Source organism: Pseudovibrio sp. W74, assembly GCF_001623085.1.
Lineage (GTDB): Bacteria > Pseudomonadota > Alphaproteobacteria > Rhizobiales > Stappiaceae > Pseudovibrio.
The window spans coordinates 306,940-327,449 of record NZ_LMCJ01000057.1; the positions used below are offsets into that span (position 1 = coordinate 306,940).

Here is a 20,510-nt window from a genome sequence, read left to right on the forward strand (position 1 = left end):
TATAGATAGGGGTGACGCGGTTTGCATCGCTGGTGCAGGCCCGGCGGGGCTTGTGATGGCCCGCGCATTACAGCACAACGGCATTGAATGGGATCAGTTTGACCCAAACCCGGATGTGGGTGGTCTCTGGGACATCAAGCACGATGGTACAGCCATTTATGAGAGCGCGCATTTTATCAGCTCTCGCAGCTTGTCTGGCTTTGCGGATTTTCCGATGCCAGACCATTTCGCAGATTATCCCAAACACACCGAAATCCTGAAGTACCTGCGCGACTTCACAGAGGCTTATGGGCTGCGTGAGAAGATTACCTTCTCAACTAAGATCGAAAAACTGACCAAGACCGAGAAGGATCGCTGGCAGGTTCATCTCTCCAACGGTGAGTGCCGCGAATATAAGGCTGTGGTCTGCGCTACGGGCTCGCAATGGCAGGCCAACATGCCGGAGCTGCAAGGCTCCTTTGATGGTGAGATCCGCCATAGCCAGACTTACAAGAACATTCGTGAGTTTGACGGTAAGCGGGTTCTGGTGATTGGAGCTGGCAACTCCGGCTGTGATATTGCCTGTGATGCGGGTGTCTTGGGGGAGAAGGCCTTCATCTCCATGCGGCGCGGCTATTACATCATTCCCAAACATGTGTTTGGCATGCCTGCAGACGTGTTTGCTGATGGTGGCCCTGATCTGCCTGTCTGGATGATACGCCCGTTTTTCACACTGTTGCTGCGTATGTTCAACGGTACGCTGCAACGGTTTGGCATCCCCAAACCGGATCATAAGCTGTTCGAGACGCATCCATTGCTCAACACTCAACTGGTGCATTCATTGCAACATGGTGATGTGACCGTGAAGCCGGATGTGGACCATCTGGATGGCTCACATGTGGTGTTTAAAGATGGCAGCCGGGAGGAGATTGACCTGATCCTGTGCGCGACCGGGTTCAACCAGCAGCTGGACTTTGCGGGTGAGTATTTCAGCTATGAGGGCGGACGGCCCAAGATGTTTATTCAGGCGGCCTCCCGCGAGCACAAAAACCTGTTTGGCATCAGCTATATTGAGACCAACTCCGGTGCCTACAAACGGTTTGACTACATGGCTGGGCTGGTTGCCAACTATCTGAAGGACCAGCAAGATAATCCATCTCGTGCCAGCCAGATGGACGCGATCATCCGAAGTGAAACACCGGATCTTTCTGGTGGTATCCACTTTTTGAAGACAGCCCGGCATGCGGGTTATTGTGATGCTACAGCGCACACCAAATATGTGAAGAAGCTTTACAAGCGGATGGGCTGGACCTTCCCGGAGGATATTCGCTTCAAGCGGGCTGCGCCTAAGCCAAAGGGTTCGTCGAGCGCGATGAAAGCGGAGGTGGTTGCATGAGCACCTATCGTTTTCAGGGGCGTACGGCGGTGATCACTGGTGGTGGTGGTGACATCGCTGGGCACATCGCCACGCGTTTGCATGAGCGGGGTATGAACCTCGTGCTGGCCGACAAAAATGGCCGGGCTGCGCGGGAACTTCAGGCCCGGCTGGATAACCTGCGGGTTCATGTGTTTGAGGGGGATCTGACACAGCGCGAGGAGATGGAACGTCTTTTGCGCGAGGTGGAAGAGAACTTTGGCGTGCTGGATGTGCTCATCAACAATATGGCGATCACCAAGGTTGATCGCTTTCATGAGCGCACTCCGGATAGCATTGAAGAAGAGATCACCATCAACATGGTCGCACCGTTGGTGCTAAGCCGATTGGCTGTGCCTTATCTGCTGAAGGGCGATGATCCACGTATCATCACAACCACTTCGCTTGGTGGCATACAGCCGCTTCGCGAAACACCTATTTATGCGGCAACCAAGTTTGGTCTACGCGGCGCCATGCTTTCGTTTGCGCTGGATGAAGACCTGCATGGCATCAAGGTCAGCTGCGTTCTGCCAACTGCTACAGACACTTACATGCTGCGGCAGGAAGCGTTGGAAGGTGGCAGCGTGCTTAATTTCATCGATGAACCGCAATCGCCCAGCGTGGTGGCTGATCAGTTCGTGAAGCATCTGGAAAAGCCATGTCTGGAGCGCTACCCAAAAGCCAGCGACTCCTGGCTGACACGTCTGGCCATGCTGTTGCCCAACATGATGCCTCGCATTCTACCGTTCTTTGAAAAGAAAGGACGACGAGGCATGGCAAAATATGTGGCTTCACTACGCAGACAAGGGCTGCTGGTGGAGGTTGACGGCAAGCTTTATCAGCGGCAACGGCTTTATCTGGACAAGCCGGAAATGGAGCAAGAGCTGGAGAAGAGCTGAGTGCCAGACCTATAGCCTGTCCCGCAGGCTGTAGTAGAGCATGCCCAGAACCATCAAAGGCCAGCGTAAATGGCGGCCACCGGGGAAGGCGTGGGTTGGGACTTTTTCCAGGATGTCAAACCGGCTGGCTTGCCCGTCGATCGCTTCTGCCATGAGCTGACCTGCCAGCGTTGCCATGGCGACACCATGACCGGAGAAGCCGCTGGCGTTGAGCATGTTGGGGGCGAGTTTGGCAAAGTATGGCATGCGGTTGAGTGTGATGCCCAGCGTTCCGCCCCAGCCGTATTCGATGGGTACGTCCTTGAGCTGCGGGTAGACCTGCAACATGGGCTTGCGGACGAAAGCTTTGATATCGCGCGGGAACTGGAAGCTGTAGCTTTCCCCTCCCCCAAACAAGAGACGGTTGTCTGCGGACAGACGGTAGTAATTGATCACAAACCGGGAGTCTGCCACAGCCACATCATTGGAGATCAAGGAGCGGGCCAGATCTTCGCCCAGAGGTTCGGTGGCAATAATGTAATTGTTGATGGGCATGACCCGCGCCGCCACACGCTTTTCAAGGCTATCAATATAACCGTTGCAGGCGAAGACCACGTAGCGTGCTGTGACTTGTCCATTGGCAAGCTTCAACTTAGCTGGCTCGCCTTTTTCGACCTCCAGTACTTCAGAGTTTTCAAAGATCTGCACTCCAGCATTCTTGCAGGCGTCAGCAAGGCCCAGCACGAAGTTGAACGGGTGCAAGTGAGCTGCCCCCATATCCAGCGTGCCACCGTGATACGCAGTTGTATCTAGCATCTCTTGTATTTCGGCAGTGTCTACAAAGCGGATATCTGCATAATTATAAGTGTTTGCCAGCTTTTCTGCATAGGCCTTGCTATGTTTCACATAACTTTGTTTGTGATCGGCATGGAGGATACCCGGTTTCAGATCACACTGGATCTGGTATTTGGCGATGAGGTCTTTCGTCAAGGATTTGGCGGTTTCAGCAAGGCGCCAGAGTTCATTGGCGCGCTCCAGCCCGACAAGACTTTCCAGCTCGTCCTGGTCTTTCCGCTGGCCGCTGCCGAGTTGACCGCCGTTGCGGCCTGAGGCTCCCCAACCAACACGATGAGCGTCTAGGAGATGAACTTTGTAGCCACGCTCGGCCAAATGCAAAGCAGCAGACAGCCCCGCGTAGCCAGCGCCGATGACACAGACATCGCAGGTCTGTTCACCTTCCAGCGTTGGAAAGGAGAGTTGCTTGTTTGCAGTCGCGATGTAGTAGGAGGCGGGGTATTGCCCTGCCTTATCATTGGCGTGAAGAAAACCTTGCGACATAGCCATGTTCATCCCTGAGGAGGCTCAGGGTCTATACCCGAGCCTCTGAAACACTGCAGGACAGGAGTTAGTGCCCTTCTTGCTTTTCTTTAACTGCTGCCTGCTGAATGAAGTTTACGATCATGTGTGCGACCTCACCAATTTGCATTGGCGCTTCCGAGGAGGCGATTGCATGATCTGCAATGTCTTCAGGCAGTGTGTCACCGCGGCGTTCTTTAAACAGGGCTACAGAGTAGTCCTTATTGAACTCAGGATGCCCTTGGAGGGTGAGTGCCCTGCCCTTGTAATCAATCGCTGCAAACTCGCAGAAATCAGAGGATGCAATGACCTCACCATCTTCTGGCAGTTTTGTCACCTGATCCTGATGATAGGCTTCAATGGAAAAGCTGGTCAGGCCTTCTGGCACCCAATTGGGGCTTTCCAGAACATAGTAAGTGAAGACGCCGCAGCCCCAGCCTTTGTTGGACTTTTCAGCTTTACCGCCCAGCGCTTCTGCAAGGATCTGATGCCCGAAGCAGATGCCGACAATTGGCACGTGCTCGTCATAGGCTGTTTTCAGAAAAGTCTTAAGCCGGTCAATCCACTCAAGATCATCATAGACACCGTGTTTGGAGCCTGTGATCAGCCAGCCGTCGCAGTCATGAACGTTTTGAGGCAGTTGGCCATCCACCACGGGGTAAGACATGTAATGCCAGTCGCCACCCTGATCCTTCAGGAGCGTTTCGAACATTGACGGGTAATCACCGAATGTCTTGCTCAGGTTTTCGGGTGGTCGGCCAACTTCCAGAATTCCAAGTTTAAAGGTCAAAGAGCACTCCAAAATTCAAAGAGGCAAATGCCGCATAATACATCTGATTGGACTGCTTAGTTATATCCTGTCGGCTTTGCCTCTGTAAACTCTTGGAGGCCACTTCAGGCAAAATCTCATGCCGCTCTTTTGGGCTGTTTCAGTGAGACCGGTTTGTTCAGCTGGAAAGCGGGTAAATGGCTGATGGCCTGCTTCAGGGCTTCCCGTTCCGGCGTTGCCTCAAAGTCAGGGAGCAGCTCATCAAACCGTGTTTTATCCATCCAATGCGGGGTATTCCAAAGATAGCGCATTTCCAAAAGGTGTTTTGCCATGGGCCAGAAAGGTCGGCTCAAGCGTATCAGCCACCAGCTGAACTGTTTGATGCTTACATTCTGTTTGGTGACTTCTGTGAGTGCTTTGCGGAGTTCATTCCCCGTCCACGTGTAACCGGGGAAAGAGATGTCTTCATAGGTGTTCAACTGGTCTCGCATTTCCAGCAGTTGGACGGCAGCACGCGCCATATCCGGCAAATACGCCCATGCATGGGGTATATCGGTCTTGCCGGGATAAATGAGCTTCCCCTTCTCCAGCTTGGTGGACATGATCAGGTCAAACCAGTTGCCGCTGGCGGAGGTGTCGATGAAATCTCCGGCTCTGAGCAGAATGGTCCGCACACCCGATGTTTTGTAGAGGCGTTCCAGTTCTATTCTGATCACACCCAGCTCGTTGGTTGCTTTTTGAGGTGTTTGCGGGCCAATGGGGGGGATCATGTTTGGGCCGAAGCAGTAGTTGTTGCCCGGGATGATGACTGTGGCTTTGGCATGTTTGGCTGCTTCAATCACCTTATGGGTGAAGGGAAGCACATCCCGCTTCCAGTGCGGATATTGCGGATTTGCTCCATTCACGATGACATCAACACCTTCTGCAGCTTTTTTCATATTTTGGTTTGCACGGTCAAAGGCGCGGGTTTCCCAGCCTGCAGCTTCTAACTGCTCAGTCATGTTTTTTGAAAATCTGCCAGAGGCACCTAAAATCAAAGCTACGGGTCTCATGACCGCTCCTGTCCAATACTCTTTTCCAAATCGCATATTCTTATCCGAACATCGGTAGTCACGTTTTGGGAATACGCTTTAGACACGATAGTAGGCGCTCTATTTCCTATGTAAATTCGAATGAAATGCAGGTATGATATTCAATTATGAATAGAAGACTACATCATCTTTCCTGGGATCTCATTGGTGTTTTTGTAGCGGTTGCGGAGACAGGTAGTCTTTCAGCTGCAGCCAAGAAGATGAACCAGAGCCAACCGACAATTGGGCGACAAGTGAAGGCGATTGAGGCGGAGCTGGGCGTCTCGTTGTTTTACCGTCATCAGCGCGGGCTTGGCTTGACAGAGGATGGGGAAGCGTTGCTGCCGCACGCCAAGGCTATGCATTCAGCGGCGGCTCAGTTTCTGCTTCATGCAGAAGAGCGCAAGCAAAGTGGTTTTGCTGGGCCTGTGCGTGTCACCGCCAGTCAGGTGATCTCTCATTATGTGCTGCCAAAGCTTATTGCAGAATTTCGGCAGAGCTACCCTGAGATCCAGATTGAGCTTCTCCCTTCTGACGATGCGCAAAACCTGTTGTTTCAGGAAGCTGACATCGCAGTGCGCATGTTTACACCGACGCAGCTGGACATTTTTGCCAAGAAGATTGGCGAGACACCATTGGGGCTTTTTGCAAGCCGCACGTTTGTAGAGCGGGTTGGCATGCCGAGCACAAGAGAGGAACTCTTAGCGCTTGATTGGATCGGGTACGACAGATCTGACCTGATCCTGCGCGGCATGCAGGAAGCGGGCCTGAACGTGGACCGGGACTTCTTTAGTGTGCGGTGTGATGACAGGGTGACTTACTGGGAATTGGTGCGTGCTGGATGTGGGGTTGGTCTTGGTCAGATTGGAATCGGCCTTGAGGATGACAGCCTTGTGCGCCTTGATCTGGAGGACCCATTGCCTGCTTTGCCTGTTTGGCTGGCTTCGCCGCACACTCTCAAGCAAATTCCACGCATAAAGCTGTTTTTTGACTTCTTAGCCGGGAAACTGCCTAAGCTATTGTGATTGAGAGGTTCTGGGTGCTGAACCTCACTGGTCCCGTGTTTTACCCCTAAGAATGCATGGGATAACTTGCCGTAGGGGAAATTATCCCACTATCCCCTTTCGTACACACGCTCACTCTCAAACTTTCGGATATGTTGGTTTGGAGAGAAACGCTGTGTTCATTGGGAAACTTGCGATTCCGGACAATCAGAATTTTAAGGCGCTGATCTTATAGCGAATGCCTTGGCAAATACACTCCTGCTATTTTTGCCCCTTTATTTGACAGTACAAGTTCCCGAGATTGCCACATTTTACTCAGGGTGTTTTCTTAGATCCCACAAGAACACCGAAACTTCTTAGCGGGAACTGAGAGATTACTTGATACCTGTAATGCGTTGTATCTCCTAATCTTTCTGCTTCTCGCAAGAAGACCAAACAAAGCGTGGCCCCTCGAAAAACAAATAAATGAAACTGCGATTACTGTCATAAATCAAGGGAACACGCCGTGAGTGATTTTCGCTTGTCCAGCCCTCATGCCCTCAATACTGAGGAAGGTAGCCATCCAATGCATGAGGTGCTGGACGCCCTGCTTGAAAGCGTCGCTTATGTCTCCCGCGCCCATGGGAATTTCCTCAGTAAAACAGCGTTGACTGCCGGGCTTCCGCTGATCAATGGGCGGTTACAATTCTCTCAGGTAGAAAAAGCCTCCGAGAATTGCGGGTTACAAGCCGAAAAGCAACAGATTGCTCTTAGCAAGATCTCCAGCAGCAGCCTTCCGTGCCTGTTAGTGTTTCATGACAGAGCTTTGCGCCTGCTGGTGGGCTATGATGCAGCCACACGGCAGGCCAAACTGCTGGATCCTTTAGATTTGGAAAGACCGCAATATCTCAGCTTAGATATATTGCAGCGGGCATACTCTGGGTATGCGATCCTGTTTTCATCTCTTCATGCACGCGACAGCAGTGGGCAGGTTCATCAAGACAGCAAGCATTGGTTCTGGTCCGAATTCACACGGTTCTGGCCTGACTATGGAAATGTTGCGCTCGGGACATTGCTGATCAACTGCCTCGCCCTCGCCTCTCCGCTTTTCATCATGAATGTCTATGACCGCATCCTGCCCAACTTCGCGGTGGCGTCGCTATGGGCTTTAACGATTGGTGTAGCGTTGGCGCTGGCGGGAGATAGTTTGCTGAAGGTGGCACGATCATCCATCCTCAACAGCCTTGGTAAAAAGGCAGATCAGCGGCTGGCTTCCAAGATTTTCTCTCATGTGCAGAACATTGATTTTTCTGCCAAAACCAAGAGTGCCGGAGAATACGCCGGGACTGTTCATGACTATGAAAAGCTCCGTGAGTTCTTCAGCTCAACAGCCTTGATCGCCCTGCTGGACTTCTGCTTTGTCGGGCTTTTCATCTGCATCCTGTTTTTCATCGTTGGCCCCATTGCCTGGATCCCTCTGCTCGCCGTGCCCGTGGTTTGCCTTCTTAATCTGGCAGCTCAATTGCCTTTGGAACGTACTGTTCAAGCCTCAAGCCTTGAGGGGAACAAGCGGCAGAACATTTTGATGGAGACATTAGGTGGGCACGAGACGGTGCGTGCGCTCAATGCAGAGGCCCACATGCAATCCCGCTGGGAGCAGTCTGTTGAGCGCAGCAGCGAGATCCTGTTGCAGAGCCGTCATTGGTCCAATCTGGCAATGGTGGGAACAGGGCATGTGCAAGGCATGGTGTCGGTGCTGATTATTGTCTGGGGAGTTTATCAGGTGGAGGCGGGTGCAGTGAACATGGGCGGGCTGATTGCTGCGATGATGCTGTCGTCGCGTGTACTGGCGCCGATCTCCTCTATCGCCAATGCACTCGTCCGGTTTCGTCAGGTACTGCACAGCTATCGCCAGCTTGGAGATTTGCTGAGCCAGCCAACAGAACGCAAGATAGGGAAAGCAACTGCAAACCTGCGGTGCTGCCGTGGTGAAGTTCAGTTTCAAAATGTCAGCTTCTCTTATCCACTCAGTGAGAAGGCTAGCCTGACCCACTGCAATTTCTCGATTGAGCCTGGGGATACGATTGGGCTGGTTGGGTGTGTCGGGTCCGGAAAATCGACCGTAGGCCGGCTGATGAGCGGGCTTAGGTATCCTTCCGAGGGTGCTGTTCTCATTGATGGAATTGACACGCGCCAGTTTGATCCAGCAGACCTGCGCCATTTTGTTGGGTATCTGTCTCAGGACAATACGCTGTTTCAGGGCACGTTGAGAGACAACCTTTGCCTTGGATTGCCACACCTTTCCAACGAGGAGATTGAGGAAGTTTGCCATGTAACGGGGCTGCATAGCCTCGTGAACAAGCATCCAGCTGGTTACAATCTGATTGTGGGTGAAAACGGGGCCGCCCTTTCCGGCGGACAACGGCAATGTGTGGCGTTGGCTCGTGTTCTTTTGCGCAAACCTAAGATCCTGTTTCTAGATGAGCCCTCCAGTCAGCTGGACCTTTCTGCGGAGCAGCGTTTGTTGCGTGGCTTGCGGCGCTATAACAACGGTTCTCTGACACTCATTATCAGCACGCACCGCCCTTCCCTCCTGAAGCTCACCAATCGGCTGATCGCTCTGGATCAAGGCCGCATCATTGCAGATGGACCGAGCGAGGAAGTGAAGCAATCCATGCAGCAACCGCGTCTGCATGAAGTGCCACAGCCTGCGCAGGTTCCGATTGAAGAAAGGCTGAGAGCATGAAGGGCTGGTCGCTTCCCGTTACACCGCTGCATTTGCCAGAGTTTCACAGCCCAAAGCAGTCCAGAATTCTGATCTTCACATGTGCCGCAATTATGCTGCTGTTGTTCGTCTGGTCTGCATTTGCGCATGTGGAAGAGGTCACACGAGGCAATGGACGCATCATCCCTTCCCGTCAGATGCAGATTGTGCAAGCTCCGGAACGCGGGATTGTCTCTGAGGTGTTGTTCTATGAAGGCGAAATCGTTGAGCAAGGGGCGGTTCTGGTAAAGTTGGATAATACCGGCTTTGCCTCTCAGCTGGGGGAGCTGCAGCAGAAGAAGTATGCGTTGCAGGCTCGTCTTGCGCGATTGACCGCTGAGGCCCGTCAGGCAAATCTGGCGCTTGATCTTTCAAACACGCCTGCCGACATTGCCGCGTTCTTGCAGCGAGAGCTGGCGGTTTATAAGGCTCGCAAAGAGCAGTTTGCTGCGGAAGTTGCCGTGCTTCGCAGTCAGTTTAGCCAGAAAGAACAGGATCTGAAGCAGCTTGAAGCTGAAGCACAGATGCTGAGCGCTAATCTGACCATCATTGCGCGGGAACTGGAGATCAACCAGCAGCTTTATAAACGTGGAGTCCTGCCAGAGATCGAGTTTTTGCGGCTCAAGCGACAGTACACAACTCTGGAGGGGGAGCGGCAGATGCTGGAGGCTTCTCTTGCAAGTGCTCGCTCTGCCAAGGAAGAGGTTCTACAAAAGGTAGCATCTGCGCAGACAGCGTTTGCCTCTCAGGCACAGTCGGATCTGGTGGCGACCAAAGCGGAACTTGCTGTGATTGAGGAGCGGCTGCGTGGGGCGGAGGATCGGGTGCATCGCAGTGCGTTGGTGGCACCCGTTCGCGGGGTGATCAACAAACTTAATGTCAGTACCATCGGCGCGGTGGTTCAGACTGGTGAGCCACTGATTGAGATTGTTCCGCTGGAAGACACTTTGCTGATTGCTGCAAAAATCCAGCCGCAACATGTGGCCTTCCTGCATCCGGGGCAGGATGTGAGCGTGAAGATCACGGCCTATGATTATTCTATCTATGGTGGATTGGACGGGGTGTTGGAGCGGATCAGTCCGGACACGTCAGAGGACGAGCGGGGACAGGCGTTTTTCAAGGTGATTGTGCGGACCAAGCAAAACCATCTGGGATCAGAGCAAAACCCGTTGCCCATCACGCCGGGCATGACGGCGAGCATTGATATTCTGACCGGTGAGAAAAGCGTGCTGAGTTATCTTGCCAAACCACTGCTCAAGGTGAAAGCGGAGGCATTTCGCGAGCGGTGAGACAGCAACTCCTCTCGCAGGAAACTAGAGCATAGGCGAGAGGAATGAGAAGGACTTGTAGTCCGGTGCGAGCAATAGCATATCGGCTAAGTCAGTGTTCTGCAGAGAGGCCACGGACTGTTGAAGTCCCATCAGCGCAGCTGGATTGGACAGGCTCATGCGCAACACTTCTTCTGCCGGAAACTGAAGCTCAGTTATCATGCGCGCAACAGATTCCAGCATGGTGACGTGTGCCCCTGCCAGAGACCCGGCTTTGTTGATGAGCTTGCCGTCTTCCAGATAGACCTGATGACCGTAAAGGTTGAAGTTTTCCGGTCCGCCAACAGTTGGCATGGCATCACTGATGATGATCATATGATCTTTGACAGGCCGTGCGCGTATGGCGAGGCGGAGCATATCGTCGGCGACGTGGTGCCCGTCTACGATCAGCGAGCAATAGGCGGTGCTGTTGATGCCCGTTCCAACTGCACCGGGCTCGCGGTTGACCATCTGGGACATGCCGTTGAACAGGTGTGTGAAGAGGTTTGCGCCCTCTTCCAGAATAGGTTTGATCTGCGCTGCGCCTGCATCAGTATGGCCGATAGAGACAACTGCGCCCATCTCAACCAGTCTGGCAACGTCACCTTTGGCAACGCCTTCTGGTGCGACCGTCATGAGAACCGGGATGTCCCGATCTCGCAGGTCGCGGACCAGCTGTAAACTGCGCTCATTAAGCGGACGAACCCAGCTGGCTTCGTGGGTGCCTTTGCGCTCTACACTGATGTGCGGGCCTTCGATGTGGATGCCTTTGATGCCATGGGTGCCGTAAGCATCCTTCATGGCCTCAACGGCGTCCTCCAGCACATTTGGCGCGTCGGTGATGACTGTTGGCAGCAAGGCTGTGGTGCCGAATTGGCGGTGCGCCGCTGCAATAGCAGCCAGACCCTCTGGTGATGGTGAAGTGTTGTAGAGAACCCCGCCGCCGCCGTTGATCTGGATATCAAAGAAGCCCGGCGTGATGAGGCCAGAGAGCTTTTTCACGGTCGCATCGGCGGGCAACTGGTCTGCTGAAGACAGGCCAACGCATTTGCCGTTCACCAGATGAATGGCAGTATCGCTCAGCAGGTTCTGGCCGTCAAACAGCTGATCTGGACACAGCCAGATGTCTTGGTTGCCCGGTGCGGTGCTCATAGAGCCTCCTCAAGCTGAGGTGCCTCAACTCTCTCAAAGAAATATGGGTCCAATGCCTGCTGGATTTCAGCAAGCACCAGCGCCTTCTCTATGCCAAAACCATGGCGCTGCAAAGCCCGTGCTCGTTCAACAGTGCGAGATGCAAACAGTTGAAGCTGCAGTACCTTTGGAATCTCATGGGTTTGGAGGGCAGCAAAGAGTGCCTTAAGGGCATCCTGTACCTTCTCCTGAGGCCAGTAATACCGAATGCGATCTGCATAACTGAAGTGGCGCAGCAAGTGCAGTTCCTGATCCGATCCCTGATAATGAGAGCGCCAGTACTTGGGCTCAGACAGCATTTCTGCTTCCAGAATCTTTGAGATTTTTGGCGCTGTTCGTTTGTCCTCTTCCAGCCAATCCAGCATCTGGTCCAGTCCATAGATGGCCTGCCTGTAGGCGAAGGTGAGTGCAGGGCCGACTTTCAGGATCGCAAAGCCCATGTTGGCGAGGCGTGGGAACGCATTGTCCAGCTGGTAGTCGGTGCTGTGCGCTTCGAACACAACGTTCTGGAATGGGTCAAGCGCTGCTCGCAGAGCTTTGCCGTCATCAGCGGGTAGATGATCGATGTGGAAGGGTGAGAACTCGACACCCGGCTGCACGACAAGGCCGCAGATCCGGTCTTTGGCATCCTGTAGGCCCAGCTCATCGAACTTCTCAAAGTGCATTTGCAAGGTACGGGAGGCACGCGCGGGTGGGGTTGGCTCAATGCTATGAGCCTCGCCTTCTTCACGCGCGCCTCCGGGAGGAGGAACTTCCGTACCGACGATGTAACTGAGACGGCTTGGGTCTGGTGCATATTCTTCACAAACAGCAGCCAATTGCGCAGCACGGCTGGCGCTGAGTTCATCACCGACCTGAGCCTCCTCGCCTGCGCAGCCTTCTGAACAATCCAGATGGATTTTGGTGAAGCCAGCCTGCACATAGGCTTTCATCAGCTCTTTGGCTTTTGCCATGGCCTGATCGGCAGGCATGGAGCGCCAGGCTTGCGGGCCGAGATGGTCACCGCCGAGGATGAGCGCGTCCTCCGGCAATCCGGCAGTGGCGCAAATGCTTTTGACGTAGCTGACAAAGTCAGCTGGCTTCATGCCTGTGTAGCCGCCGTCCTGATTGACTTGGTTGCTGGTCGCTTCCAGCAGCAGGGTCGCGCCTTTTTCTGCTGCGAGCAGAGCGGAGGCAAGGATGACATCAGGCTGAGCGGAGCAGATGGAGGGAAGCGCGGCTCTGGCGCCTGCACGGTTGGCAGTGATCACCTCAAGCAAAGGGTTGCTCATGACGGCTCCTCCAGTATTTGATAGTTTTGGACAGCAGCAAGCGCTGCTCCGCGTGTACCGCTGCTGTCACCGTATTCTGCAACGCGGATTTCCGGCGGCTCGGTCTGGTCAAGCAAATGGCCGGGCAGAGCTTGCGCAATGAGGCGGTCGATGTTCGGGATCTTGGAAAGGCCACCGCCGAGCACAATGCAGTCCGGGTCCACCGTGCATTGAAGCGCCGCAACCAGTTCCGCCGCAATGCGGGCCCACATGCGCATGACTTCCTGCATCTGCGGATCACCAGCAGCGGCTGCCGTGGTGATGGTCTTCGCATCGGCGTCTTTGCCGGTGACATGTTTGGCGAGGCGGCGCATTCCGGGGCCAGCCAGATAGGTCTCAAAGCAGCCGGTGCGACCACAGCCGCATTGGATGCCGTCGAGCCCGAGTTCCTTCATAGTCATGTAGGGAATGCCGAGGTGACCATATTCTCCGGCAGCCCCATTCAGACCCGAGATCAACGTGCCGTTGGAGCAATAGCCTCCGCCGACGCCTGTGCCGATGATCAGGCCGAAGACGCTGGCGTAGCTGCGCCCAGCGCCGAGCATGGCTTCAGAGAGGGCAAAGCAGTTGCAGTCGTTTTCAAACGCGACGGCTCTGCCCAGTTTGTCGATCAGGTCCTGATGGACGGTGCGGCCTGAGGCGAGCAGGTTGGCGGTGAGGAACTTGCCGGTTCGTTTGGAATGGAAGCCGGGAATACCGACACCAACCGGCAAGCCTTTTGAGCCTGAGGTTTCTTCCAGCCAGACGACCATCTCGCAGAGAGCATCGACCAAATTTTCGTAGGAATCTTGAGGGGTTGGGATACGCTTGGTTTCAACTACAGCCCAATCACTATCAAAGGCGGTTGCCTCGATTTTGGTGCCGCCCAGATCAATACCGCCAGCTCGAACCATATCAGGCCTCTTCCAATGCGTAGAGCTTGACGCCCGAGACAACGCGGGTCAGCGTGCCCTGCCCTTCAAACGGATTGTCGACGTTGAAGCCAAGCTGATCAGACCATGCCACACCCAGCCATTGGGCAATGAGTACATGGAGCACAGACATCCAGCCATCCTCCAGTTTGCATGGAATGTGCACATCTGCCTTTGCAGAATTGCCAATGGCAATGACCGTGTGCTCACCAAACTGCGCCCTCACCTCGTCTGCCAGATCTTCGTCATAACGGCGGGAATGCAGGTTGTTGGAGAGGAACACGAAGACCTTGGTCTGTGCATCAACAAAAGACTTTGGTCCGTGACGGAAGCCGAGGGAACTGTCCCAGATAGACGGAATTTTGCCTGCGGCGAGTTCCATCACCTTCAGCGCGCTTTCGCGGGCAACAAAGGCAAGCGGACCGGAGCCTACGAAGACAGCACGTTGAGGGTTGGTGAGTTTGCCTGCCAGTTGATCCGCTTGCGCCAGAACAATCTCAGCTGCATGGCTGATCTCGTTCATGTTGGCGGTGAATTCTTCCGGCGTTTCCTGCCCGAAAACTGCCATGGCCGTTAGGATCATGGTGGTGAAACTGGAGGTCATAGCGAAGCCGCTGTCGTGGCATTCATCCGGCAGAACGATCACGCGTTGGCTGGCCTTTGAAGCAGGCTGGCGGGTTGCCAGTGCACTGTCTTTGTTGCAGGTGATGTTTAGCCGTGGTGCTTCGGGGAAGATCGCGTCCAGCAAGTCCAGCGTGCCGATGGACTCGGTGGAGTTGCCGGAGCGACCAAAAGAGACAACCAGCGGAATGACACCGTTGCGTTTAAACACGTGCGGGGCGCTGACGAGATCGGTTGAAGGAACGGAGCGCATTGGCAGTACAGAGGTTGCGTCCAGTGCTCTGCACAGAAGGTCGCCGATATAGGCGGAGGTGCCTGCCCCGCAGAACCAGACTTCCGTGGCCCCGGAATTGGCAACCCATTCGCTCAGGTCACTCAGACGCGCAGCGAAATCCTGTCCCCAACTTGCCCAGATTTGCGGTTGCGCCTGAATTTCGCGCGTAGTTGCCCATTTGGTCAGATCGACCATCGCAGCATTCCTTCATAAAATCAAATAGTTACAGTTACCTTAGAAAGTGTTTCCGGTTGATCTGGGTCCAGACCCAACTGGAGAGCAGTTTCCAAAATCACTGGGTACAATGCACGCAACAACATGGCCGAGCTTGCTGCGGGAGTAAGGCCTTGCGCACCAACGGTTTCTGGTGTCAGGCGGAAAACATTTGCGCCGACAGAGCGGAACCGCTCCTCCGCCAGGCTCAGGCTCTGGTTGCTGACCTCTTCCCCCGTATCCAGGATGAGGACACAGAGCGGTTTTGTGGCCAGTTGCAGCGGACCGTGCAGCACCTCAGCAGCGGAATACGCTTCTGCATGAATGGCTGTTGTTTCCTTCAGTTTCAACGCAACTTCCTGCGCTGCGCCGAACCCACACCCGCGCCCGATCACATACACATGCGGCGTGGACTTCACAGCCTCGATGATCTCGTCAGCCTGCTCAAGTTTCGCCTCAGCGCTGGCCAGCATGGCTTTTGCTGCTGCTTCACAGGCTTTAGCGTAGTCTGGTTTGAGGGCTGCCAGCAGAGCCATTCCGGCGGCAATGGTGCAGATGACTGTTTTGGTGGCTGGAACGGCTTGTTCCAGCCCTGCTTTGATATCGACACAGGCGTCCGTTTCAGTTGCCAACGGAGAACCCGGTGTGTTTGTGATGGCGAGCGTTTTACCGCCGCCGCTTTTAAACCCGATTGCAGCACTGACCAGATCCTTACTTCCTCCGGATTGGGAGAAAATAAGGGCGCCAGCATTACCCAACTGCAATCCATTCCCCAGACTGAACACAGAGGGCGGCAGTGTTGTTACCGGCTTTTGCAGTTCGGCCATCAGTTCATAGGAGATCAAGTTGGCGGCTGCATCTGAGCTTCCACGCGCAATGGTGTAGAACGTGTCGAGCTTGTCCAGCGCTGCTGCTTTGACACTCTCTGTGAGGTCCTGACGGACCCCTTCTGCGAATGCCGGAATTGCCTGATCTATCTCAGCGCGCATGTACGCACCGGGGAGTTTGGTCACTGTATTGATTCCATCTTTTTTGTTGTTGCTGCGGTTTCCCGCAGGTTGAAACTGTCGAATTTCTGCCAATAGGACGTCAGGTCCACGACCTGACCAGTTGTGCGCGCCTGATCGAGTGCCAGTGCGGCGACGCCTGCTTCCAGCGCATCCACGACGGAAACTGGCAGGCTGTCCATTTCACCGCGCAGATAGGCGCAGAGGTCCTGACACATCATGTCATCAGCGCCGTAGTGTGCGCCGGGGCGGTCAATGGACTTGTTGTAATCTTCATCCACCAATGTGCCGCGGGTGTGGGCATCGGTCACTTTCAGATAACCGCGCACGAAGTCACCTTCTGCCATGCCTTTGGTACCAATCACGCAGAACCGGCGGTGTTCGTCCGGTACGTTGATGTTGGTGTGGAAGGCCATGGTGGCCCCACTCTCGTATTCGAGGATCGCGGTCTGGTGATCGACGATATCGCCATCAGAGAGGAACGGGTCTTCCGCGGCTTCCCAGATGGACTCTTTAACATGATACACTTGCGTATCTGTTTCTTTTGCTGGTGCATTGCTTGGGACAAAGGATTTTCGGCCACCGAAGCTGGCAACACGGGAGGGGCGCGAGCCGGTCACCATGTTGTAGATATCAAGATCATGGCAGCATTTTTCCAGCATGAAGCCGCCGGAATATTTCTCATGGCGGCGCCAGTCACGCATGAAGAAAGCCCCATGATACGGCGCAATATGCTCGTTGGCCTCAATGGAGACTACATCGCCGAGCTGACCAGCGGCCTGCGCATCCCGCAGATCTCTTGCATGCTGGGCGTAGCGAAGAACCAGACCGATGAGCACCTGATCTGCACCGTGTTTGGAAAGCAGCTCTGCCAGTTCCATGGTCTCGCTCATGGAGATCACGACAGGCTTTTCTGCAAACATGCGGATGCCAGCTTCAAGGCCCAGACGGATGTGCTCCAGATGCATGTGGTTTGGAGAGCTGACGAACAACAGATCCGCCTTTTCACCAACCAGCATCTCTTCCAGCGTGTCGTAGGGCTTGATGGCCTCGTGGTTTTTGAGGCGTTCAATCTGGTGCGGTTTGGGGTCTACATAGGCCACCACTTCCGCTTCGCTCATGTGAGCCTGCAGTCTTTCCAGAACACTGACAGCTCGCAAACCCAAACCAACAACGATGATACGCATGTGTTTCTCCTATGCCAGTTCCAGAGCACCAAGGCGTTGCAGCGCAACTCCTCTTTCGTCAAAGACGTAGGCATCCTCCGGCTTGATACTGAGTTTTATGGTTGTGCCTTCCGGAATCTCAGCCATGCCAGGCAAGGATGCACAAAACGCACCATCCCCTTCAACTTTACCGTAGGCGATGGAATGGGCTCCCAGCCGCTCCAGCACTTCTACATGCATGGAAACTGGTCCATTCTCATCGAGCTGCATATGCTCAGGGCGGATGCCGATATCCACGTTGTCACCGGCCTTCACGCCCTCAGACGCCACTGGCATGCTCATGACACCACCATTGGCGAGCTTCACGTGCAGCATGCGGTCTTCGACGCGGCTGACGATGGCGGGCAGGAAGTTCATTTTTGGATGGCCGATGAAGCCAGCCACGAATTTGTTGCGCGGGCGCAGGTACAGGTCCATCGGGGTGCCGCACTGCTCCACCACACCGCCGTTGAGCACCACAATGCGGTCGGCCATGGTCATGGCTTCCACCTGATCGTGGGTGACGTAAATCATTGTGGTATCGAGGCTTTTATGGAGCTTGGAGAGTTCCACACGCATGTCCCCGCGCAGCGCTGCATCAAGGTTTGAGAGCGGCTCGTCAAACAGGAACACTTTTGGATTGCGAACAATAGAGCGGCCAATGGCAACACGCTGGCGCTGACCACCGGAAAGCTGTCCCGGCTTGTGGTTCAGGCGCTCTTCAAGTTGCAGGATTGCAGCAGCCTTGTTGACGCGGTCCTTGATCTCCTCTTCCGGACGTTTTGCCACGCGCAGCGGAAAGGCGATGTTTTCGAAAACTGAGAGGTGAGGATAGAGCGCGTAGCTCTGGAACACCATGGAGATGCCACGGTCAATAGGGTGGTCATTGGAAACGTCTTTGCCATCAATGATGATGGAGCCTTCGGAGGCTATTTCCAAACCTGCCACGATCCGCAGGAGCGTTGTTTTTCCGCAGCCAGAAGGGCCAACGAAGACGACGAATTCCTTATCCTCAATGGACAGGTTGACGTCTTTCAACACGGTTGTTGGTCCAAATGATTTTTCGATGTTTTGTAGCTGGAGCGTGGCCATAATATTCGTCTTCTCGCACTAAGGAACGGGGAGAGGCTGTCGCCAGCCTCTCCGGGTTTTGCTTACTTGAACTCTTCGAGTTCTTCAGCGGCGATTGCCACCAGGTTTTCAGCGGTATCGTCTTTCAGGATGATGCCCTGAATCATGGAGTTGATGGTTGTCTGCATCGCTTTGTAATCAACAAAGAGAGGCTCCGGACCACCTGTTGGGATGGAGTCTACAAAGACTGCCCAGTATGGATCATCCATGTAGTATGGCTTCTCATAGCCAAGCTCTTCGTATTTCAGGATTGGTGTGAGGCCCCAACCGTCTGGTTTGTCCAGTGTGTACTGAGAGTCGCCTGTGGTCATCATGCGCGCAAATTCCATCGCCAGTTCTTCATGGCCAGAGCCTTTGAAGACAGCAAGGGAGTCGGTGATGAGAAGTGTACCGCTGACACCGCTTGGACCAGCTGGAATTGGAGCAGCCTTGGTGGTGATGCCTTCTTTATGCTGACCGCGAGCCCAAGGGCCGTCGATGTACATGCCAACTTTGTTGTCGTTGAACAGATCACGGACCTGCGTACGCTCAAATGCGGTTGGACCTTCCTGAGCAACTTCCACCAGCTTGCCGTAGAACTTCAGAGTTTCCAGTGTGTTCTTGGAATCCAGAGTGATTTCGTTGGTGGATGGATCTATGACCTGACCGCCGTTGGAATACAGGTAGTTGAGGAACTGGTGCATGGTGTTGTCAAAGTCTTTGCCCGTCAGACCGACACCTGCTTTACCGGTTTTGTCCTTGATGGTCTTCGCAGCCGCATACATCTCGTCCCAGGTCTTTGGTGCTTCACACGCAAGACCGGCTTCCTCGAAGATGTCACAATTGAGGAACAGACCCTTGGTGGAAAATGCACGCGGGAAGCCCCAGAACTTGTCTCGGTAACTCACGGTGTTCAGGACGCCCGGCTGATAGGCTTTCTGCTGATCTTCCGAGATCTTCACATCAACAACGAGGTTGTTGTCTGCCAACTGCTTGAGCGTACGAGAGCCCATGTAGGACACAGATGGTGGGCTGCCTGCGGATGCAAGTTTCAAAGACTTATCCTGACAAGTGCCCCATGGAAGGCTTTCCATGTTGACGGTGTTGCCGGGATGGGCGGCTTCAAATGCGGCAATAACCTTGCGATCTTCATCCAACCCGTTGTCCCCACAACGGATGAAATGTAGCTCAGCTGATTGTGCAGATGTTGCTGCCATCATTGCGCCTGCCCCTGCAGCCGCTGCAAATAGTAGTTTGGTTCTCATGGTTTCTCCTCCCAGTAGTAACCATTGACACTTTTAAAAATCACTCCTTGATCGCACCGGCTGTGAGACCGGCCACCAAGTAGCGCTGTAAAAATAGGAAAATTACGAGTACGGGCAGTATTCCAACAATGCTTGCTGCCATCATCTGGTTCCATTTGACTGACTGATAGCCAATGAACTCGAGGATGCCCGCTGGCAGAGGCATGAACTCCTTGACGCTGTTGAACGTGATCGCGAACAGGAACTGCTGTGCGTAGGCTGACAGGAACACAGCCACACCCACCACGATGAGACCGGGAACCGCCAAAGGCAGAACAACGCGGCGCAAGGTGTACAGACGGCTGGCGCCATCCATGAAGGCTGCTTCTTCCAGTTCGCGCGGGATTTTCTCCAGATAGGATTTCAGGAGCCAGATTCCCATTGGCACCAGAAACGCTGCACCGGGAACAATCATGGCGAAGTAGGTGTTCAGCAGGCCGTAGTTTCTCAGGAGCTTGTACAGCGGAATAAGCAGGACAGCACCGGAGAACATGTTAACCGCCAGAAAGATGCCGAGGCTGAGTGATTTGCCTTTGAAGTCAAACCGGGCATAGGCATAAGCGGCGGGAATGACGAACGCCAAAGCCAGAGCTGTCACCGAGATGGAGATCAGCATGCTGTTTGCGATGTAACGCGGCAGCATTGGCACTGTCTCCCACATCTGGGAGTAGGCTTTGAACGAGAAGTCGTCTGACCAGAACTGGTAGGGCGAGCGGAACAGGTGTTCCAGTGGCCGCAGCGAGGTCATGAACATCTCAAAAAACGGCAGCAGAATGAAGCCGAGGAATAGCACCACGCAGAAGTAGAGAAATACTTTATGTGGCAGCGAGTAACGATCCATCAT

At 54.2% G+C, this 20,510-nt stretch carries 17 protein-coding genes; 5 read left to right on the forward strand and 12 right to left on the reverse strand.

The genetic code is table 11. From position 1 onward, the window contains the following. The first annotated feature begins 1 nt into the window (after nt 1). Together PsW74_RS24345 and PsW74_RS24350 are read left to right on the forward strand one after the other, a co-directional pair. A complete protein-coding gene (locus PsW74_RS24345) occupies nt 2-1,375 on the forward strand; it encodes an NAD(P)-binding domain-containing protein (protein ID WP_244277903.1) in 1,374 nt (457 codons plus the stop codon). After that, nucleotides 1,372-2,292: an SDR family oxidoreductase gene (locus tag PsW74_RS24350; protein WP_063287102.1), complete on the forward strand. Its 921-nt coding sequence runs from the start codon at nt 1,372-1,374 to the stop codon at nt 2,290-2,292. The genes PsW74_RS24345 and PsW74_RS24350 overlap by 4 nt, the downstream gene beginning before the upstream one ends. A gap of 9 nt (nt 2,293-2,301) precedes the next feature. Here PsW74_RS24350 and PsW74_RS24355 read toward each other — a convergent pair whose 3' ends face one another. The 3 genes from PsW74_RS24355 to PsW74_RS24365 all read right to left on the reverse strand — a co-directional run bounded on the left by PsW74_RS24355 (nt 2,302) and on the right by PsW74_RS24365 (nt 5,448). Further along, on the reverse strand, nt 2,302-3,615 hold the full coding sequence (locus PsW74_RS24355; RefSeq protein WP_063287101.1) for an FAD-binding oxidoreductase: 1,314 nt from the start codon (nt 3,613-3,615) through the stop codon (nt 2,302-2,304). A 61-nt stretch (nt 3,616-3,676) separates the two neighbouring features. Beyond that, nucleotides 3,677-4,417 (reverse strand): gamma-glutamyl-gamma-aminobutyrate hydrolase family protein, encoded by a 741-nt coding sequence (locus PsW74_RS24360; RefSeq protein ID WP_063287100.1) that lies wholly within the window; start codon nt 4,415-4,417, stop codon nt 3,677-3,679. Between the two features lie 116 nt (nt 4,418-4,533). After that, nucleotides 4,534-5,448 carry a hypothetical protein gene (locus PsW74_RS24365; protein WP_063287099.1) on the reverse strand — a complete coding sequence of 305 codons (915 nt, stop codon included), beginning with the start codon at nt 5,446-5,448 and terminating at the stop codon, nt 4,534-4,536. Between the two features lie 146 nt (nt 5,449-5,594). On the opposite strand from PsW74_RS24365, the gene PsW74_RS24370 reads away from it, so the two are divergent. From PsW74_RS24370 to PsW74_RS24380, 3 genes are all read left to right on the forward strand, one after another. Continuing rightward, the gene (locus tag PsW74_RS24370) at nt 5,595-6,491 is read left to right on the forward strand and encodes a LysR family transcriptional regulator (protein WP_063287098.1); all 897 of its coding nucleotides are present in this window, start codon (nt 5,595-5,597) and stop codon (nt 6,489-6,491) included. Between the two features lie 484 nt (nt 6,492-6,975). After that, a complete protein-coding gene (locus tag PsW74_RS24375; protein WP_208988134.1) occupies nt 6,976-9,195 on the forward strand; it encodes a type I secretion system permease/ATPase in 2,220 nt (739 codons plus the stop codon). Further along, complete coding sequence (locus PsW74_RS24380) at nt 9,192-10,502, forward strand: HlyD family type I secretion periplasmic adaptor subunit (protein WP_063287096.1); 1,311 nt, start codon at nt 9,192-9,194, stop codon at nt 10,500-10,502. Before PsW74_RS24375 ends, PsW74_RS24380 begins: the two co-directional genes overlap by 4 nt. Nucleotides 10,503-10,526: 24 nt before the next feature. Here PsW74_RS24380 and nagA read toward each other — a convergent pair whose 3' ends face one another. The 9 genes from nagA to PsW74_RS24425 form a co-directional block, all read right to left on the reverse strand. Continuing rightward, complete coding sequence (nagA, locus tag PsW74_RS24385; RefSeq protein WP_063287095.1) at nt 10,527-11,672, reverse strand: N-acetylglucosamine-6-phosphate deacetylase; 1,146 nt, start codon at nt 11,670-11,672, stop codon at nt 10,527-10,529. Beyond that, a complete protein-coding gene (locus PsW74_RS24390; protein WP_063287094.1) occupies nt 11,669-12,982 on the reverse strand; it encodes a class II D-tagatose-bisphosphate aldolase, non-catalytic subunit in 1,314 nt (437 codons plus the stop codon). Before PsW74_RS24390 ends, nagA begins: the two co-directional genes overlap by 4 nt. Then, complete coding sequence (locus tag PsW74_RS24395; RefSeq protein WP_063287093.1) at nt 12,979-13,914, reverse strand: ROK family protein; 936 nt, start codon at nt 13,912-13,914, stop codon at nt 12,979-12,981. Before PsW74_RS24395 ends, PsW74_RS24390 begins: the two co-directional genes overlap by 4 nt. Before the next feature lies 1 nt (nt 13,915). Then, on the reverse strand, nt 13,916-15,022 hold the full coding sequence (locus tag PsW74_RS24400; protein WP_063287092.1) for an SIS domain-containing protein: 1,107 nt from the start codon (nt 15,020-15,022) through the stop codon (nt 13,916-13,918). A gap of 20 nt (nt 15,023-15,042) precedes the next feature. Then, nucleotides 15,043-16,053 (reverse strand): SIS domain-containing protein, encoded by a 1,011-nt coding sequence (locus PsW74_RS24405; RefSeq protein WP_063287091.1) that lies wholly within the window; start codon nt 16,051-16,053, stop codon nt 15,043-15,045. Continuing rightward, a complete protein-coding gene (locus PsW74_RS24410) occupies nt 16,050-17,234 on the reverse strand; it encodes a Gfo/Idh/MocA family oxidoreductase (RefSeq protein ID WP_063287090.1) in 1,185 nt (394 codons plus the stop codon). The genes PsW74_RS24405 and PsW74_RS24410 overlap by 4 nt, the downstream gene beginning before the upstream one ends. Before the next feature lie 9 nt (nt 17,235-17,243). Continuing rightward, nucleotides 17,244-18,344, reverse strand: a complete 1,101-nt coding sequence (locus PsW74_RS24415; RefSeq protein WP_063287089.1) for an ABC transporter ATP-binding protein — start codon at nt 18,342-18,344, stop codon at nt 17,244-17,246. 62 nt (nt 18,345-18,406) lie between these two features. Then, on the reverse strand, nt 18,407-19,627 hold the full coding sequence (locus tag PsW74_RS24420; RefSeq protein WP_063287088.1) for a sugar ABC transporter substrate-binding protein: 1,221 nt from the start codon (nt 19,625-19,627) through the stop codon (nt 18,407-18,409). 40 nt (nt 19,628-19,667) lie between these two features. Further along, nucleotides 19,668-20,510 carry a carbohydrate ABC transporter permease gene (locus PsW74_RS24425; RefSeq protein ID WP_057463806.1) on the reverse strand — a complete coding sequence of 281 codons (843 nt, stop codon included), beginning with the start codon at nt 20,508-20,510 and terminating at the stop codon, nt 19,668-19,670.

Bases quoted from the DNA above. Each gene is read 5' to 3' on its own strand.
- PsW74_RS24355 (WP_063287101.1), bottom strand. From the start codon at position 3,615: ATGGCTATGTCGCAAGGTTTTCTTCACGCCAATGATAAGGCAGGGCAA.
- PsW74_RS24365 (WP_063287099.1), bottom strand. From the start codon at position 5,448: ATGAGACCCGTAGCTTTGATTTTAGGTGCCTCTGGCAGATTTTCAAAA.
- PsW74_RS24410 (WP_063287090.1), bottom strand. From the start codon at position 17,234: ATGCGTATCATCGTTGTTGGTTTGGGTTTGCGAGCTGTCAGTGTTCTG.
- PsW74_RS24425 (WP_057463806.1), bottom strand. From the start codon at position 20,510: ATGATGGATCGTTACTCGCTGCCACATAAAGTATTTCTCTACTTCTGC.
- PsW74_RS24370 (WP_063287098.1), top strand. From the start codon at position 5,595: ATGAATAGAAGACTACATCATCTTTCCTGGGATCTCATTGGTGTTTTT.
- PsW74_RS24415 (WP_063287089.1), bottom strand. From the start codon at position 18,344: ATGGCCACGCTCCAGCTACAAAACATCGAAAAATCATTTGGACCAACA.
- PsW74_RS24395 (WP_063287093.1), bottom strand. From the start codon at position 13,914: ATGGTTCGAGCTGGCGGTATTGATCTGGGCGGCACCAAAATCGAGGCA.
- PsW74_RS24350 (WP_063287102.1), top strand. From the start codon at position 1,372: ATGAGCACCTATCGTTTTCAGGGGCGTACGGCGGTGATCACTGGTGGT.
- PsW74_RS24390 (WP_063287094.1), bottom strand. From the start codon at position 12,982: ATGAGCAACCCTTTGCTTGAGGTGATCACTGCCAACCGTGCAGGCGCC.
- nagA (WP_063287095.1), bottom strand. From the start codon at position 11,672: ATGAGCACCGCACCGGGCAACCAAGACATCTGGCTGTGTCCAGATCAG.
- PsW74_RS24420 (WP_063287088.1), bottom strand. From the start codon at position 19,627: ATGAGAACCAAACTACTATTTGCAGCGGCTGCAGGGGCAGGCGCAATG.
- PsW74_RS24380 (WP_063287096.1), top strand. From the start codon at position 9,192: ATGAAGGGCTGGTCGCTTCCCGTTACACCGCTGCATTTGCCAGAGTTT.
- PsW74_RS24400 (WP_063287092.1), bottom strand. From the start codon at position 15,022: ATGGTCGATCTGACCAAATGGGCAACTACGCGCGAAATTCAGGCGCAA.